This window comes from Streptomyces sp. NPDC048420 (genome assembly GCF_040651535.1).
Lineage (GTDB): Bacteria > Actinomycetota > Actinomycetes > Streptomycetales > Streptomycetaceae > Streptomyces.
The window spans coordinates 400,876-414,599 of the sequence record NZ_JBEZKG010000002.1 but is presented as its reverse complement, the minus strand read 5'-3'; the positions used below and the strand labels follow the sequence as shown (position 1 = coordinate 414,599).

The window sequence follows — 13,724 nt, the reverse complement described above, 5'->3', positions numbered from 1 at the left end:
GGGTCGTACGGTTTGGGGCATGGAGCCGATCACGGGGGTGCAGGGCTACTACGCCGAGTCGGCGGAGCGGCTGGGGAGGGTGTACGAGAGCGTCTCGTTCGAGGTGGTGCACGAGGCGCTGCTGGACCTGTTGCCTGACCCGCCCGCGCGGGTGCTGGACGTCGGCGCGGGGACGGGCCGGGACGCGGCCGCGCTGGCCGGGCGGGGGTTCCGGGTCGACGCGGTGGAGCCGGTGGCGGAGCTTCGGCGGGTGGCCGAGCGGCTGCATCCCGGCAGCGGGGTGAGGTGGCGGGCGGGGGCGCTTCCGGAGATACCCGGCGTGCAGGGGACGTACGACGTCGTCCTGCTGTCCGCGGTGTGGATGCATCTGCTTCCGGAGGAGCGGCGTGTCGCCATGCGGCGGCTTGCCGGGCTGCTCGCGCCGGGCGGCATCCTGCTGATCACACTGCGGCGCGGTGAGCCTCCGGCGGATCGGCGGATGTTCGACATCCCTCCGGAGGAGGTCGCGGGGCACGGGGTGGAGGCAGGGCTGAAGCTGCTGCGGATCGTGGACGAGGGTGCGGACCGGCTCGGGCGGGACGCCGTTCGGTGGAACTCCATCGCGCTCCAACTAGGCTGATTCCATGGCACCGAACATCGCGAGCAATACGTCCGTCTCTCTCGACGAGCTGCTGGACTTCGTACGGCCCCGGCACCGGGCGATCCTGTTGACGCGGCGGGGGGACGGGTCGCCGCAGGCCTCTCCGCTCACCTGTGGGGTGGACGACTCGGGGCGGATCGTCGTGTCGACGTATCCCGAGCGGGCGAAGACGCGGAACGCGAAGCGGGACGCTCAGGTGAGTCTCGTTGTGCTGAGCGATGACTGGAACGGGCCGTGGGTGCAGGTCGACGGGACCGCGGAGGTCATCGACTCGCCGGAGTCCGTGGAGCCGTTGGTGGAGTACTTCCGGAACATCTCCGGGGAGCACCCTGACTGGGACGAGTACCGGGCGGCGATGGTGAAGCAGGGGAAGTCGATCATTCGGGTCACTCCGGAGCGGTGGGGACCTGTGGCTACCGGTGGGTTTCCCGCGCGGTTGGCTTCGCCGGACGCCTAGGGGGGTGGGGGCCTCTCCCTAAGGGCGCTCCACCATCGCCTCGATTCCTTTGACCAGTAGCTCCAGCGCGAAGTTGAAGTCCCTGTCTCTCATTTCCTCCACCGTGTCGCCGCCCCTCGCCGTCATGATCTCCTCGTTCTCCTTGAGGATCTCGGCGGCGCCGGGGGACTGGGTCGCTGCCGACATGGCGTGGCGGAAGTAGGACTCCTGGGTCATGCCGGCCTGGGTGGCGCGGGCGATGAAGTGGCCCTCGATGGTGCCGAAGCCGTAGACGAACTGGAAGACGGCGGAGATCGCGCCGGTGATGCCGTGCGCGGGCAGACCGGTTTTACGGATGACCCGGTGCACGATCCGGGACAGCGCCAGGGAGTTGGGGCCGATGTTGAGGAAGGTGCCCGCAAGCGGGGAGATCCAGGGGTGCCGGACCAGCAGGCCCCGGTACTCCCTGGCCACCGTGCGCAACTGGTCCCGCCAGTCCTCGTCGGCCTCCGGGTCGGGCAGCTCCAGTTCGCCGAAGGCGGCGTCCAGGGCGAGTTCGAGGAGGTCGTCCTTGGTGTCGACGTACCAGTAGACGGACATCGCGGTCACGTTCAGCTCTGCGGCCAGCCGCCGCATGGAGAACTTGGCCAGCCCATCGGCGTCCAGGAGACGGACGGCGACGTGGGTGATGCGTTCACGGTCCAGCCCGGAGGGCTGTCCACCACCCCGGCCGCCCCGGCGCACCTTGCCCTCCAGCCAGACACTGGTCCGACCCGAGGCCTTCTGGCCTGCGTTAGCCATGGCGCACCTTTCGAGAACATCCGTTGACTAGCAAAGATGCTAGGCGCCTACCGACCTGAAGGGGCGCGGGGAACTGCGCGAGCTCCTAGGCGGCTTCCCCCCGCTCAGCCCGCCGCAACAGCACCCCCGCCACCACCCCGCCCAGCAACACAGCCACCGCCCCCACCAACTGACTGCTCTCCAGGCCGGAGGCGAACGCGTCGGTGATCCGCGCCCTCTCCGCCCCCGACCCCGCCTCCGCCAACGCCCCCGGCAGGGACACCGCGGCCACCGAAATCCCCGCCGCGAACCGTGCGTTCAGCACCGCGCCCAGGACCGCGACGCCGAGCCCCTGCCCGAACTCCGCCACCGTGCCGTTGATCCCCGCCCCGACCCCGGCCTTCTCCGGCGGGATCGCGCTCATGATCGCGTGGGCCATCGCGGGGCTCGCGACCGCGGCTCCCGCGCCGATGAGCACCAGCCCGAGGAGCGTGCCCGGATACCCGTGGTCGGTGAGCGTGGCGATGGAGAGGAGGCCCGCGGCCATCACCGCCATGCCCAGCCCGATGGACAGCGGTGTCCCGAGCCGCGTCGACCACTTCGCCGACAGGCCCGTGAAGTTCAGGGCCACGATCATCAGCGCGAGCGGTGCCGTCCGCAGCCCCGCCTCCAGGGGGCCGTATCCGAGGACGAACTGCATGTGCTGGGTGAGCAGGAAGAGCGAGCCGCCCATCCCGAAGGTGATCAGGACCGCCCCGGCGACCGCTCCCGTGAACCGGCGGTCGCGGAAGAAGTGCATGTCGAGCATGGGATACGGGATCCGGCTCTCCCAGTACGCGAAGCCGGCCAGCACCACGGCCGCGACGGCCGCCGGGACCAGGACCCGGCCCGAGGTCCAGCCGTGTTCGGGGCCGGAGATGATCGCGAACACCAGGGAAGCCATGCCGATGGTGGAGAGCAGGGCGCCGAGCAGGTCGGGGCGGTCGCCGCGCGGGTTCTTCGACTCGGGGACCAGGATCAGGACCGCGACCAGGGCGAGGGCGGCTACCGGCAGGTTGATCAGGAAGATCGCGCCCCACCAGAAGTGGTTCAGCATGAAGCCGCCGATGAGGGGTCCGGTCGCGAAGCCCAGGGAGTTCACCGCCGCCCAGATGCCGATCGCCCTCGGCTGCTCGGCGGGCGAGAAGATCTGCATCGCCACGGCGAGCGTGGTCGTCATCAGCAGCGCTCCGCCGATGCCCATCCCGGCCCGCGCCGCGATCAGTTGGGCGGTGGAGTCGGCGAGGCCGGCGACCAGTGAGCCCACTCCGAACAGCACCAGTCCGGCGGCCAGCATCTTCTTGCGGCCGTAGCGGTCGGCCGCGCTGCCCGCGGTCAGCAGCAGCCCAGACTGCACCAGCGAGTACGCGTTGATCATCCACTGGATGTCGGAGGTGGCCGCGCCCAGTTCACTGGTGAGCGAGGGGATCGCCACGTTCAGGATCGTGTTGTCCAGCAGCACGGTCAGCTGGGCGAGGCAGATGACGCCGAGTATCAGCCAGCGCTGAGGGTGGCCCTGGGAGACGGTGGCGGGGGCGGGAGCGGTCATGCCATACACCGTAGAACAGTTCCCATACGCTGTACAACGCGGGTTCTCGCCGTAGCGGGCCGTGGACATGCGAGAAGGGCGGCGACCGATGTCACCGCCCTTCTCCTGGAGAACCGTCAGCTGCTCGCCTTCTGGGTCAGGTCGTAGAAGGTGGCCGAACCGACCGTCACCTTCTTGAAGTTGGCCTCGACCCAGGAGGTGATCTGCGAGGACGTACCACTGCTGCTGCGGCCCATGCCGCCGCCGGTGCCGCTGGAGATGAAGTAGTGGATCCTGCCGTCCGCCACGTACTTCTTGAACTGGGCCAGCGTCGGGGACGGGTCGGTGCCGTTGAAGCCGCCGATCGCCATCACGGACTCGTCCGTGGCGAGCTGGTAGCTCGCGGCGTTCTGGGCGCCGATCGCGGCCGCCGCCCAGGTGTAGTCGTCGGCGTCGGCCGCCAGCAGCTTCTTGGCCTCGGAGGAGACGCTGGCACCGTTGAGCAGGCCGCCGATACCGCCGCCACCGCCCATGCCGCCGCGTTCACCCGTGCCGCCGGGCACACCTCCCTGCTGGTTCCGGGTGGTGCCGTTGCCCTGGGAGTTGCCGTTCTGGCCGGGCATGCCGCCGCCGAAGCCACCGGTTCCGCCGGTACCGCCGCCCGGGAAGCCCTGGCCCTGCCGGCCCTGGCCCTGGCCCTGCTGGCCCTGGGTGTTGCCGTTGCCGTTCTGCTGGGTCTGGCCGCCGGGGCCGCCGCCGAAGCCGCCCCGGCCACCGCCACCGAAGCCCATCTGGCTCGCGCCCGCCGGACCTGCCGTCGGGATGGAGCCGGTGTGCGCGGAGTTCACCGTGCTCAGCGTGTACGCCGTCGGACCGGCCAGCGCCGCCATGATGCCCAGGGCCGCCGCGCCGAGCGCGAGCTGCCGGCCGAGCCTGGCCACGAAGACCAGACCGAGCGCCGCGACCAGGCCGCCGATGAGCACCAGCCACTTCAGCCAGGGCAGGTAGTCCGGGGTGCGGTTGAGGAGGACGTAGCCCCAGGCCGAGCCCGCCACGACCGCGGCCGCGAGGGTGAGCGAGGCCCACGTCTCGGCGCGCTTGTCCCAGAGGATGCCCGCGCCCATGCCGACTACGGCCGCGATGTAGGGGGCGAGGGCGATCGTGTAGTACTGGTGGAAGATGCCCGCCATGAAGCTGAAGACCACCAGGGTGATCAGCAGCGAGCCGCCCCACACCAGGAACGACGCCCGGGTCACCGAGGTCCGCTTGAGCTTCCGGGTCGCCACCAGGCCCGCGACCAGCAGGATCAGCGCGGCCGGCAGCAGCCAGGAGATCTGGCTGCCGATCTCGGAGTTGAACATCCGGTTCCAGCCGGTCTCACCCCAGTTGCCGCCGGTGCCGCCGCCACCGCCGACCGAGCCGGTCTCCTCGCCGTTCAAACGGCCGAGTCCGTTGTAGCCGAAGGTCAGCTCCAGGAAGGAGTTGTTCTGCGAGCCGCCGACGTAGGGACGGGAGGAGGCGGGCCACAGCTCGACGATCGCGACCCACCAGCCGCCGGAGACGACCAGCGCGAGGGTGGCGGCGACCAGTTGACCGAAGCGCTTCTTCAGGGAGACCGGCGCGACGACCGCGTACACGATCGCCAGCGACGGCAGGATCAGGAAGGCCTGGAGGGTCTTGGCGAGAAAGGCGAAGCCGATCGCCACGCCCGCCCACACCAGCCACTTCGTCCTGCCGTCCTCGACCGCGCGGACGACGAAGTAGCAGGCCAGCGCCATCAGCAGGGCCAGCATCGCGTCCGGGTTGTTGAACCGGAACATCAGCGCCGCGACGGGGGTGAGCGCGAGCACGGCGCCCGCGATCAGACCGGCCGCGGGGCTGAACCGGCGGCGCACGGAGGCGTACACGACCGCGACGGTGCCGACGCCCATGAGGACCTCGGGACCGAGGATCGTCCACGAGTTCAGGCCGAGGATCCGGGCCGCGATCTCCATCGGCCACATGAAGGCCGAGGGCTTGTCGACGGTGATGGCGTTGCCCGCGTCGAGCGAGCCGAAGAACATCGCCTTCCAGCTCTTGGTGCCGGCCTGGACGGCCGCCGAGTAGAAGGAGTTGGCGTAGCCGGAGGCGCTCAGGTTGTAGAAGTAGAGCGCGGCGGTGGCGAGCAGCAGGCCCCAGAAGGCCGGGCGCGCCCAGCGGGGGTCCTCGGGGCGGCCGCGCCACAGTCTGCGTACGAAGGGCTGCTGGGGTTCACCGGACTCGGGGGCCGGGGGAGCGACGGGTTCCTGCGGGTCCGTCACGGTCACCGCCGGACCCCACCCGGAACCCTGCTGGGTCGGCTGGTCGGTCTGCGTGGTCATCAGGAGTTCCTCGGGTCGGTGTCGGTCGGGCGCACCGGGTCGAGCCGCATGGTGACGTCCTTCCAGGAGCGCTGCTCCGCGGCTTCACCGGCGCGGAACTCGGTCGTGTCGTACGGGGACTGCGGGCCGCGCGGCGCCGTGGCGAACTGGTTCGCCGTCGGGCGCTGGGGCAGCGCGGGGTAGGTCTGTGCCGTGGGGAGCTGCTGGGGGGCGTAGGCCGGCGACGCCGGGTTGTGGCCGGCGACCACCGTGGACCCGGGCTGGTCCTCGTCGCGGTCGGGGAACACCCAGGCCCTGAAGAGCAGGAAGCGCAGCACGGTCGCCGCGAGGTTGGCGGCGATCAGGACCGCCAGTTCGGTGGAGTGCGACGGGTTGCTGCTGGCCGCGTCGAGAGCGGCGAGGGAGCCGCTGGTCAGCGCGAGGCCGATACCGAAGACGACCAGACCCTGCGCCTGGTGTCGGACGGCGCCGCCCCGCCCGCGCACCCCGAAGGTCAGCCGTCGGTTGGCGGCGGTGTTGGCGACCGCCGAGACCAGCAGGGCCAGCGCGTTGGCGATCTGCGAGCCGCCGAACTGGCGGAAGACGCTGTAGAGCACCAGGTAGAAGAGGGTCGACAGACCGCCGACGACACAGAACCCGACGAGCTGGCGGGCCAGCCCCTTCGGCACGTCCTGCACATCCCGGTCGCGCGGGTCGTCGCCGAACGGGCGGGCGATCCGGTCCAACGGCAGCGCGCCGGTGGCGAGGGCCTTGCCCACGCGCCACACCCCCTTCAGGTCGTCGGTCGCCGTCTTGACGATGTGGACGGTGGAGTTCGGGTCGTCGACCCAGTCGACGGGCACTTCGTGGATACGGAGTCCCGCGCGCTCGGCGATGACCAGCAGCTCGGTGTCGAAGAACCAGCCGGTGTCCTCGACGAGCGGCAGCAGGACCTGCGCCACGTCACGCCGGATGGCCTTGAAGCCGCACTGCGCGTCGGAGAAGCGGGCCTGGAGCGAGCCGCGCAGGATGAGGTTGTAGGCGCGGCTGATGAACTCGCGCTTGGTGCCGCGCACCACCCGCGAGCTGCGGGCGAGCCGGGAGCCGATCGCCAGGTCGGAGTGGCCCGAGATGAGCGGGGCCACCAGCGGGAGCAGGGCGTTGAGGTCGGTGGACAGGTCCACGTCCATGTAGGCGAGGATCGGGGCGTCCGAGGCGGACCAGACGGTCCTGAGGGCCCGGCCGCGGCCCTTCTGCTCCAGCCGGAAGGCCCTGACCTCCGGGATCTCCGCCTCCAGCCGCTGCGACACCAGGGGGGTGGTGTCCGTCGACGCGTTGTCCGCGATGGTGATGCGGAACGCGTACGGGAACGTGTGCTTGAGGTGCTCGTGCAGTCTCAGCACACACGGCTGGAGGTCCTTCTCCTCGTTGTAGACGGGGATCACTACGTCCAGGACAGGCGTACCGGCGTCGCCGGCCGGGAGGTGCTCCCGCGCCGGCAGGGTGCCGGGAGAAGAGTCGGTTCGCATGCCAACGACTCTGGTCAGGCCCCCTGTTGCGCCCATATGGCGGCGCTGTGCTGTGCCTGTGAGTGCGATTGCCAGTTCGTTTCGGGCGCCGGGTGCGGGGTCACGGGACCGACGGCGGGCAGGTGCATGGTGAACACGGTTCGGCCGGGAACGCTGTCCACCGTCACGGCACCGCCGTGCGCGGTCGCTACGGCCTGCACGATGGCGAGGCCGAGGCCGGTCGAACCGGAGGCACGGGAGCGTGAGGAGTCGCCGCGCGCGAACCGTTCGAAGACGTGCGGGAGCAGCTCGGACGGGATGCCCTGGCCGTTGTCCTCGACGTCCACGCACATCCAGGGGCCGCGCCGCTGCACGCGTGCGGTGACGGTCGTCCCCTCCGGAGTGTGTTTGCGGGCGTTGCCGAGCAGGTTGATGAGCACCTGCTGGAGACGGGCCGCGTCACCGGAGACGAGGGCGGGTTCGTCGGGCAGGTCCAGGCGCCAGTTGTGGTCCATGCCGGCCGCGCGGGCGTCGCTGATGGTGTCCACGACGAGCGGGATCAGGTCGGTCTGCTCGAACTGGAGCGGCCTCCCGGCGTCCAGGCGCGCGAGCAGCAGCAGGTCCTCCACGAGCAACGTCATACGGCCCGCCTCGGACTCGATACGGCCGAGAGCGTGCCGGGTGTCGGGGCCGACCTCTTCCCTGCCGCGCCTGGTCAGCTCGGCGTACCCGCGGATCGAGGCGAGCGGTGTCCGCAGTTCGTGACTCGCGTCGGCCACGAACTGACGCACCCGCATCTCGCTCTGCTGGCGTGCGTGCAGGGCTCCGTGGACGTGGTTCAGCATCCTGTTGAGCGCGGAGCCGACCTGGCCGACCTCGGTGTGCGGATCGCACTGCGACTCGGGCACCCGCTCGCTGAGATTCACCTCGCCGGTGTGGAGCGGCAGTTCGGAGACCCGGGTGGCGGTGTTGGCGACCCGGCGCAGGGGGCGGGTGGCGACGCCGACGAGCACATAGCCGGCGATGACGGCTGCGCCGAGGCCGGCTGCGGTGACGCTGATCTCCACGAGGATCAGGGTGTCGATGGTGGCGTCGACGTCCTTGGTGGGGAGGGCAACGTAATAGGCGGAGGTGTCGTTGCTGGAGTACCGGACGAGGTAGTCACCGATGCCGGGCAGCTCGACCTTGTGCTGCTTGCCGTCCTTGGGGACGGCGTTCAGCGCCTTGATCTGGGCGGCCGTGAGGCTCTCGGCGTTCATCGCGAAGTTCTGGTCGGAGTCGGACTTCACTCCGCGCTTGGCGTCAGTGATCTTGCCCTTCTCCACCTTGGCCGCGATCGTGCCGTCAGGCCCCGGGCCGGTGGCCAACTTGGCGGGGGTGTTCGGCTGAATGCCCTGCCCGCCGAACTCGCCGTTCTTGCCGCTGCCGGGCTTCCCGAGCGGGAAGTCGCGCGGCGCGGCACGCGACGAGGTCTCGTTCAGCTTGCCGCTCAGCTGTTCGTACAGATGGGACCGCAACGCCAGTGTGGTCACCGTGCCGATCACCGAGCAGACCACGGCGATCAGCACCACGGACGCGACGACGAGCCGCGTCCGCAGGGTACGCGGCTTACCCGCACGCTTCTGCTTGCGCGGCCGTCGTCGCCCGCTCATCAGGCGGCGGGCTTGATGAGGTAACCGGCGCCACGCCGGGTGTGGATCATCGGCTCACGTCCCGCGTCGATCTTGCGGCGCAGGTAGGAGATGTAGAGCTCGACGACGTTGGCCTGGCCGCCGAAGTCGTACGACCACACCCGGTCGAGGATCTGCGCCTTGCTGAGGACCCGCCGGGGATTCCGCATGAGGAAGCGCAGGAGTTCGAACTCCGTCGCGGTGAGGTGGATGTTCTCCCCGGCCCGCGAGACCTCGTGGCTGTCCTCGTCGAGGGTGAGGTCACCGACGACCAGCACGGACTCGCTGCGGCGGTCGGCCGCACCGGAGCGGCGGATGAGCCCGCGCAGCCGCGCCACGACCTCTTCGAGGCTGAACGGCTTGGTGACGTAGTCGTCGCCACCGGCGGTGAGCCCGGCGATACGGTCCTCGACCGCGTCCTTCGCGGTCAGGAACAGCACCGGCACATCGGGCAGCTCGCGGCGGAGGCGCCCGAGGACGGTCAGGCCGTCCATGTCGGGCAGCATCATGTCGAGAACGACGGCGTCGGGCCGGAACTCCCGCGCGGTCTGCACGGCACCCGTGCCGTCTCCCGCACTCCGGATCTGCCAGCCCTCATAGCGCAGGGCCATGGACAGCAGTTCGGTGATCGACAACTCGTCGTCCACCACAAGCACTCGGACGGGGCTCCCGTCCGGCCTCAGCAGTTCGGTGCGCCCCTGGGGCGAGGTCGTGGTCATGGTGAACACCCTGTCGGGGGCCCCTGAGAACACCCTTTCGGGAATCTGTGATTTTCCTGAGAAACACACAGGCAGCTCTCAGGGAACGCCTGGGGAATCCCTTGTTCGGTGACCGGCACAGCGCAGCCTCCCCCGTCAGAACAACCCGTCCTGAACCCCCGCCGCCTCCTTGAACTCCCGTATCGGCACGGTGTTCTCCGCGTTGTCCGCTCCGGTGACCGGGACCAGCTCCCACCCCGTCATCAGCCGTGTGTCCAGTACGACGACCCCCTTGCCCTCCGCCAGCAGGTGCAGGTCGGGCCCGGCGGCCGCGAGCAGCCGGCCCCCGACGGTGCCGCCCGCGACGAGCCGGCTCACCTCACCGACGGCGGTGGGCAGCCCGGCGAGGCCGAAGACCCCGACGTGGTCGACCGGTTCGTACGGCGCGCGCTCCAGGGAGTCGGGCCAGCCGCCCAGCACCACCGCCCGCGCGTGCAGTTCGGCGATCTCGGCGGCCCGGTCGGTGGCCGACGCGGGCAGCAGGGACCGTACGGCCCGCTTGTCGCCGTAGGGAATGCGGTCGGGCACCGAGAGCGCCGCCCGCAGGAGTTCCTCGGTGCGTCGCGCCGCCATGAGCGGGCCGGTGCCCAGCCAGCTGAAGCAGACGGCACCCTGCTCCAGCAGCCGCGCGGACCCGCGCTCGTGCGCGGTGATCCCGACCTTGACCAGCCCTGGCCCGAACCACGCCAGATATACCCGGTAGGGCCGGGGGTCGTCCGCGATGGTGTCCGCGGCCACGGAGTGCGCCCGGTCCAGCCGCGCACACTCCTCGCACCGCGCCCCCGTGCTCCGCTCCGACACCGCGGCCCGCGCCGCACACGCATGCCCCCGCGCTCCCACGCATATCCGCACACCCCCCTCCGCGACCCCGAAGGCCACCCGCTTCCCCCAGGTCAGCGCACTGTGCCGCCCGCCGTCCCAGCGCAGCACGGGACCGTCCGCCGACCACGACAACCCCGAGCACTTCCATCCCTGTGCCATCTCTCACGAGGGTAGGGGGCAGCACTGACAACGCCGGTCGCGCGAGAGCGGAGGGCCGGCCCGACACCAGCCCGGCACCGGTCCGGCGACCGCGCTCCATGAGGGAACGGAGGCGGAAGACCAACCCACCCGACATCGTCCCGTCCCTCCCCCCACGACGGCGGGGCCGACGGAAGTCACCCGGCCGACTCCGCGGGGACGGGTTCCGCCTGCCCGGCCGCCCCACCCCTCGGCTCGACCGCCGTGACGCGCGAGCCTCCCCGCCCCGCCATCCGGCACCCCACACACCCGGGATGCCCGTCCCGCGCGCTCGTGTCCCGTACGCGCATCCCCCACTGCTCGCGCGGCCGGCGCCCCGGCGGCTTGCCCCAGCCGGACAGGTGCAGGGCCCAGGTGACGAGGGCGCTGACCAGGGTTGTCGCGAGGCCGACAGCGATCAGCGCGGTCGACACCATGCACACCCCCACTCCCAGCACGGACGTCCCGACGGTGGCGATGGCGACACCGGTCCACCCCGCGACCGTGTGCCCCTCGTCATACTGATGTGCACTCACAGATCCTCCTCGACCCGATCCCTCACTTCCTAAGAAGTTTAGCGAAGAAATCTCTCACCATCTAAGAGAATCAGGATTCCGATGCACGCCGAACCCCGCCCCACCGCCACTCCGGCCCAGGCGCTGGAGGCGATGGACTTCTTCATCGCCACCGCCCACCTCGGCCAGCAGGAGATGGCCCAGCGGCTGGGTCTGAACGTCACCGACCTGCTGAGCTTCGCCTGCGTCCTGAAGGCCGGCGAGAACCTCCTCACCGCGGGCGACCTCGCCGAACACGCCCACGTCACGACCGGCGCGGTCACCGGCATCCTCAACCGCCTCGAACGCGGCGGGTACGTCACCCGCGTCCCCGACCCCACCGACCGCCGCCGCGTCCGGGTCGCCGCCCGCCCCGACGCCGTGGCCAAGGTCGTCGCCCTCTACCAGCCGTACTACGACCGCCTCGACGCCGTCTTCGCGGAGTACTCCGCCGACGAGATCGCCGTACTCCACGACTGGTTCAGCCGTACGACGAACCTCGCGCTGGAGTACATCGAGGAGCTGCGGGCGAAGGACGCGGAGGGCAGGTAAGGGGAGGGCAGGTAAGGGGCTTAAGGGGGCCTCCCCACCCCGGAGGGTAGAGCCAGCCCCACCATGAGTTCGGGAGGGCACTCCATCGTTCCGGCGAGCGCGCGACGGCATCGTTGATCTCACCCTGATCCACCCGGATCAGGCAGAGAAGCCGCGCCGAGCCGGAGGAAACCACCATGGAGACGCAGACGGCCGACAGGACCCAGTCCCCGTCCGCTCCGGCTTCCCCCTCCGCCGCCCCCGGCCCGATCGCCTCCTTCGTCCGCTTCGTCGTCTGCGGCGGCGGCATCGGCATCCTCTCCAGCTTCGCGGTTCCGCTGGTCGCGATGACGATGCCGTGGGCGGTCGCGAACGCGGTGATCACGGCGGCCTCGACGCTCCTGTGCACCGAACTCCACGCCCTGTTCACCTTCGGCACCGGCCGCCGCCCGGGCCTGCGCGAACACTTCCAGTCCTCCGGCTCGGCGATCGCCGCGTACGCCGTCACCTGCGCCGCGATGTTCCTCCTGCACACCGTCCAGTCCTCGCCGAGCATGGTCACGGAACAGGTCGTCTACCTCAGCGCCTCCGCCCTGGCCGGCATCGGCCGCTTCCTGGTCCTGCGCCTGTTCGTCTTCGCCGGCACCCGCAAGCCGGGGCGCCCGGCGGCCCGGACCACGCCCCTGCCCCGCCCGGTGCTGTCCCGGGCGGCGGTGGGCACGGCCTGCTGACCGAGGCCGCGACTGCGTATGTCCGGGGGGAGTGAGCCCCGCCGGGTCGCCCCCTCGAACTCGACGGCCGGGACCTTCAGCGGCGTCGGGGCGCAGGCAACTGACGCAACGCGCCCCTAACCCCTTCTACGGCGCCGCCATCGACTCGGTGCTGTCGGGCTTTCGGAGACGGGTGACGTGGTCTCGGCGGCGTCGATGGCGGCGATGGCGTCGTACAGCGGATGCGGCTGGGAAGGCGACGACCACTGGACCCTCGAGACGGTTGGCACGTGGTGGCGAGAGTGCGGGCGAGCGGATTCTGCCCATCGCAGCCGAACCGGGCGCGAGGGACTCCGTCCGCTTCCGCGACCACTACCTCGACGAGTTCACGGGCCGCCAGTGCACGAGAATCCGTCCGCCAGGATCCCGGCAGACGGGTACGACAGCGACCGTGGGAGGGCTGGCGTCCCCCTGGAGGTACAGCTGGCCCCACCCTGGATTGGGCGGCCGGCCACATGTCGCCGTCACGGGGTCAGCGGGATCGTAGAACCCATCGGAACCCCGTCCCAGGCCCTCTCCGGAAGGAACTCCCATGAGCCAGCTGCCGTCTCCCTCGACCGAGTTCACCCCCCACACCCCCGAGAGCGAGCTGACTCCCCTCCTCACCGCCTGGGACCTGGCCCACCCCACCACTCCCGACCCCGACTGGCGCCACCTGCTCGACGAGATCGCCCACCCACGCACCACCCAGGCCTTCCACAGCCTGGCAACGGCCGCATGACGGCACACCACCCCGACGCGCAGACCGCAAGAGGCCCCGGAGCACCGGCTCCGGGGCCTTCGTCCGATGTCCTTACACGATCACCAGGAACATGATCCACATGATCCCGGTGACGGCCGGCATCAGATACGCGAGCAGGAGTCTGGACTCCAGCCCCGGCGATCTCGTGCAGGAGACCGTGTCCGCATAGGCACGCGGGTCTGCGCGCCCACCACCAGGAGCTGCACGAGCTGATCGACGCGAGCACGCTGGTGGGGCACGGGCTGATCGACGCCACAGCGGTGCATACCGCGCTGGACGTCGCCGCGGCGGGGATCGGCCGGCCGCCGCTGCCCGCGCTGGAGAACTTCCTCATCACGTCCTGGTGGCTGTCGCACACCATGGTCCTGGCCCCGACCGGGGGTGCCCGGGCAACTTGCGGGTCCGCCCTGTCATAGGCGTCAGCCGTGGC

The 13,724-nt window shown here is 70.7% G+C and carries 14 protein-coding genes; 6 read left to right on the top strand and 8 right to left on the bottom strand.

Features of this window, described 5'->3' with window-relative positions; genetic code table 11:
- Positions 1 to 19: 19 nt before the first annotated feature.
- Both AB0D34_RS04610 and AB0D34_RS04605 read left to right on the top strand, forming a co-directional pair.
- Entirely contained in the window at positions 20 to 619 is a 600-nt protein-coding gene (locus AB0D34_RS04610) for a class I SAM-dependent methyltransferase (RefSeq protein WP_362656335.1), read from the top strand.
- A 4-nt stretch (positions 620 to 623) separates the two neighbouring features.
- Complete coding sequence (locus AB0D34_RS04605; RefSeq protein WP_362656331.1) at positions 624 to 1,097, top strand: PPOX class F420-dependent oxidoreductase; 474 nt, start codon at positions 624 to 626, stop codon at positions 1,095 to 1,097.
- A gap of 18 nt (positions 1,098 to 1,115) precedes the next feature.
- Here AB0D34_RS04605 and AB0D34_RS04600 read toward each other — a convergent pair whose 3' ends face one another.
- The 8 genes from AB0D34_RS04600 to AB0D34_RS04565 form a co-directional block, all read right to left on the bottom strand.
- A complete protein-coding gene (locus tag AB0D34_RS04600) occupies positions 1,116 to 1,877 on the bottom strand; it encodes a TetR/AcrR family transcriptional regulator C-terminal domain-containing protein (protein ID WP_362656328.1) in 762 nt (253 codons plus the stop codon).
- An 85-nt stretch (positions 1,878 to 1,962) separates the two neighbouring features.
- On the bottom strand, positions 1,963 to 3,444 hold the full coding sequence (locus tag AB0D34_RS04595; protein ID WP_362656325.1) for an MFS transporter: 1,482 nt from the start codon (positions 3,442 to 3,444) through the stop codon (positions 1,963 to 1,965).
- Between the two features lie 116 nt (positions 3,445 to 3,560).
- Entirely contained in the window at positions 3,561 to 5,783 is a 2,223-nt protein-coding gene (locus AB0D34_RS04590) for a glycosyltransferase family 39 protein (RefSeq protein ID WP_362656323.1), read from the bottom strand.
- The gene (locus AB0D34_RS04585) at positions 5,783 to 7,291 is read right to left on the bottom strand and encodes a bifunctional glycosyltransferase family 2/GtrA family protein (RefSeq protein WP_362656320.1); all 1,509 of its coding nucleotides are present in this window, start codon (positions 7,289 to 7,291) and stop codon (positions 5,783 to 5,785) included. Before AB0D34_RS04585 ends, AB0D34_RS04590 begins: the two co-directional genes overlap by 1 nt.
- A 14-nt stretch (positions 7,292 to 7,305) precedes the next feature.
- Complete coding sequence (locus AB0D34_RS04580; RefSeq protein WP_362656317.1) at positions 7,306 to 8,922, bottom strand: HAMP domain-containing sensor histidine kinase; 1,617 nt, start codon at positions 8,920 to 8,922, stop codon at positions 7,306 to 7,308.
- Positions 8,922 to 9,659, bottom strand: a complete 738-nt coding sequence (locus AB0D34_RS04575) for a response regulator transcription factor (RefSeq protein WP_362656315.1) — start codon at positions 9,657 to 9,659, stop codon at positions 8,922 to 8,924. Before AB0D34_RS04575 ends, AB0D34_RS04580 begins: the two co-directional genes overlap by 1 nt.
- Positions 9,660 to 9,794: 135 nt before the next feature.
- Positions 9,795 to 10,679: a DUF2797 domain-containing protein gene (locus AB0D34_RS04570; RefSeq protein WP_362656312.1), complete on the bottom strand. Its 885-nt coding sequence runs from the start codon at positions 10,677 to 10,679 to the stop codon at positions 9,795 to 9,797.
- 176 nt (positions 10,680 to 10,855) lie between these two features.
- Positions 10,856 to 11,233, bottom strand: a complete 378-nt coding sequence (locus AB0D34_RS04565; protein ID WP_362656309.1) for an HGxxPAAW family protein — start codon at positions 11,231 to 11,233, stop codon at positions 10,856 to 10,858.
- Positions 11,234 to 11,314: 81 nt separating this feature from the next.
- On the opposite strand from AB0D34_RS04565, the gene AB0D34_RS04560 reads away from it, so the two are divergent.
- From AB0D34_RS04560 to AB0D34_RS04545, 4 genes are all read left to right on the top strand, one after another.
- On the top strand, positions 11,315 to 11,803 hold the full coding sequence (locus tag AB0D34_RS04560) for a MarR family transcriptional regulator (protein ID WP_362656306.1): 489 nt from the start codon (positions 11,315 to 11,317) through the stop codon (positions 11,801 to 11,803).
- A 176-nt stretch (positions 11,804 to 11,979) separates the two neighbouring features.
- Positions 11,980 to 12,513, top strand: coding sequence for a GtrA family protein (locus tag AB0D34_RS04555; RefSeq protein ID WP_362656303.1), 534 nt, complete (start codon positions 11,980 to 11,982; stop codon positions 12,511 to 12,513).
- A gap of 571 nt (positions 12,514 to 13,084) precedes the next feature.
- Complete coding sequence (locus AB0D34_RS04550) at positions 13,085 to 13,273, top strand: hypothetical protein (RefSeq protein ID WP_362656300.1); 189 nt, start codon at positions 13,085 to 13,087, stop codon at positions 13,271 to 13,273.
- A gap of 251 nt (positions 13,274 to 13,524) precedes the next feature.
- Positions 13,525 to 13,710, top strand: coding sequence for a hypothetical protein (locus AB0D34_RS04545; protein ID WP_362656297.1), 186 nt, complete (start codon positions 13,525 to 13,527; stop codon positions 13,708 to 13,710).
- Positions 13,711 to 13,724 lie beyond the last annotated feature (14 nt).

Excerpts from the sequence above, each read along its gene's own strand:
- AB0D34_RS04610 (WP_362656335.1), top strand. The coding sequence starts at position 20 with ATGGAGCCGATCACGGGGGTGCAGGGCTACTACGCCGAGTCGGCGGAG.
- AB0D34_RS04585 (WP_362656320.1), bottom strand. The coding sequence starts at position 7,291 with ATGCGAACCGACTCTTCTCCCGGCACCCTGCCGGCGCGGGAGCACCTC.
- AB0D34_RS04560 (WP_362656306.1), top strand. The coding sequence starts at position 11,315 with ATGCACGCCGAACCCCGCCCCACCGCCACTCCGGCCCAGGCGCTGGAG.
- AB0D34_RS04575 (WP_362656315.1), bottom strand. The coding sequence starts at position 9,659 with ATGACCACGACCTCGCCCCAGGGGCGCACCGAACTGCTGAGGCCGGAC.
- AB0D34_RS04605 (WP_362656331.1), top strand. The coding sequence starts at position 624 with ATGGCACCGAACATCGCGAGCAATACGTCCGTCTCTCTCGACGAGCTG.
- AB0D34_RS04570 (WP_362656312.1), bottom strand. The coding sequence starts at position 10,679 with ATGGCACAGGGATGGAAGTGCTCGGGGTTGTCGTGGTCGGCGGACGGT.
- AB0D34_RS04600 (WP_362656328.1), bottom strand. The coding sequence starts at position 1,877 with ATGGCTAACGCAGGCCAGAAGGCCTCGGGTCGGACCAGTGTCTGGCTG.
- AB0D34_RS04580 (WP_362656317.1), bottom strand. The coding sequence starts at position 8,922 with ATGAGCGGGCGACGACGGCCGCGCAAGCAGAAGCGTGCGGGTAAGCCG.
- AB0D34_RS04595 (WP_362656325.1), bottom strand. The coding sequence starts at position 3,444 with ATGACCGCTCCCGCCCCCGCCACCGTCTCCCAGGGCCACCCTCAGCGC.
- AB0D34_RS04550 (WP_362656300.1), top strand. The coding sequence starts at position 13,085 with ATGAGCCAGCTGCCGTCTCCCTCGACCGAGTTCACCCCCCACACCCCC.
- AB0D34_RS04590 (WP_362656323.1), bottom strand. The coding sequence starts at position 5,783 with ATGACCACGCAGACCGACCAGCCGACCCAGCAGGGTTCCGGGTGGGGT.
- AB0D34_RS04555 (WP_362656303.1), top strand. The coding sequence starts at position 11,980 with ATGGAGACGCAGACGGCCGACAGGACCCAGTCCCCGTCCGCTCCGGCT.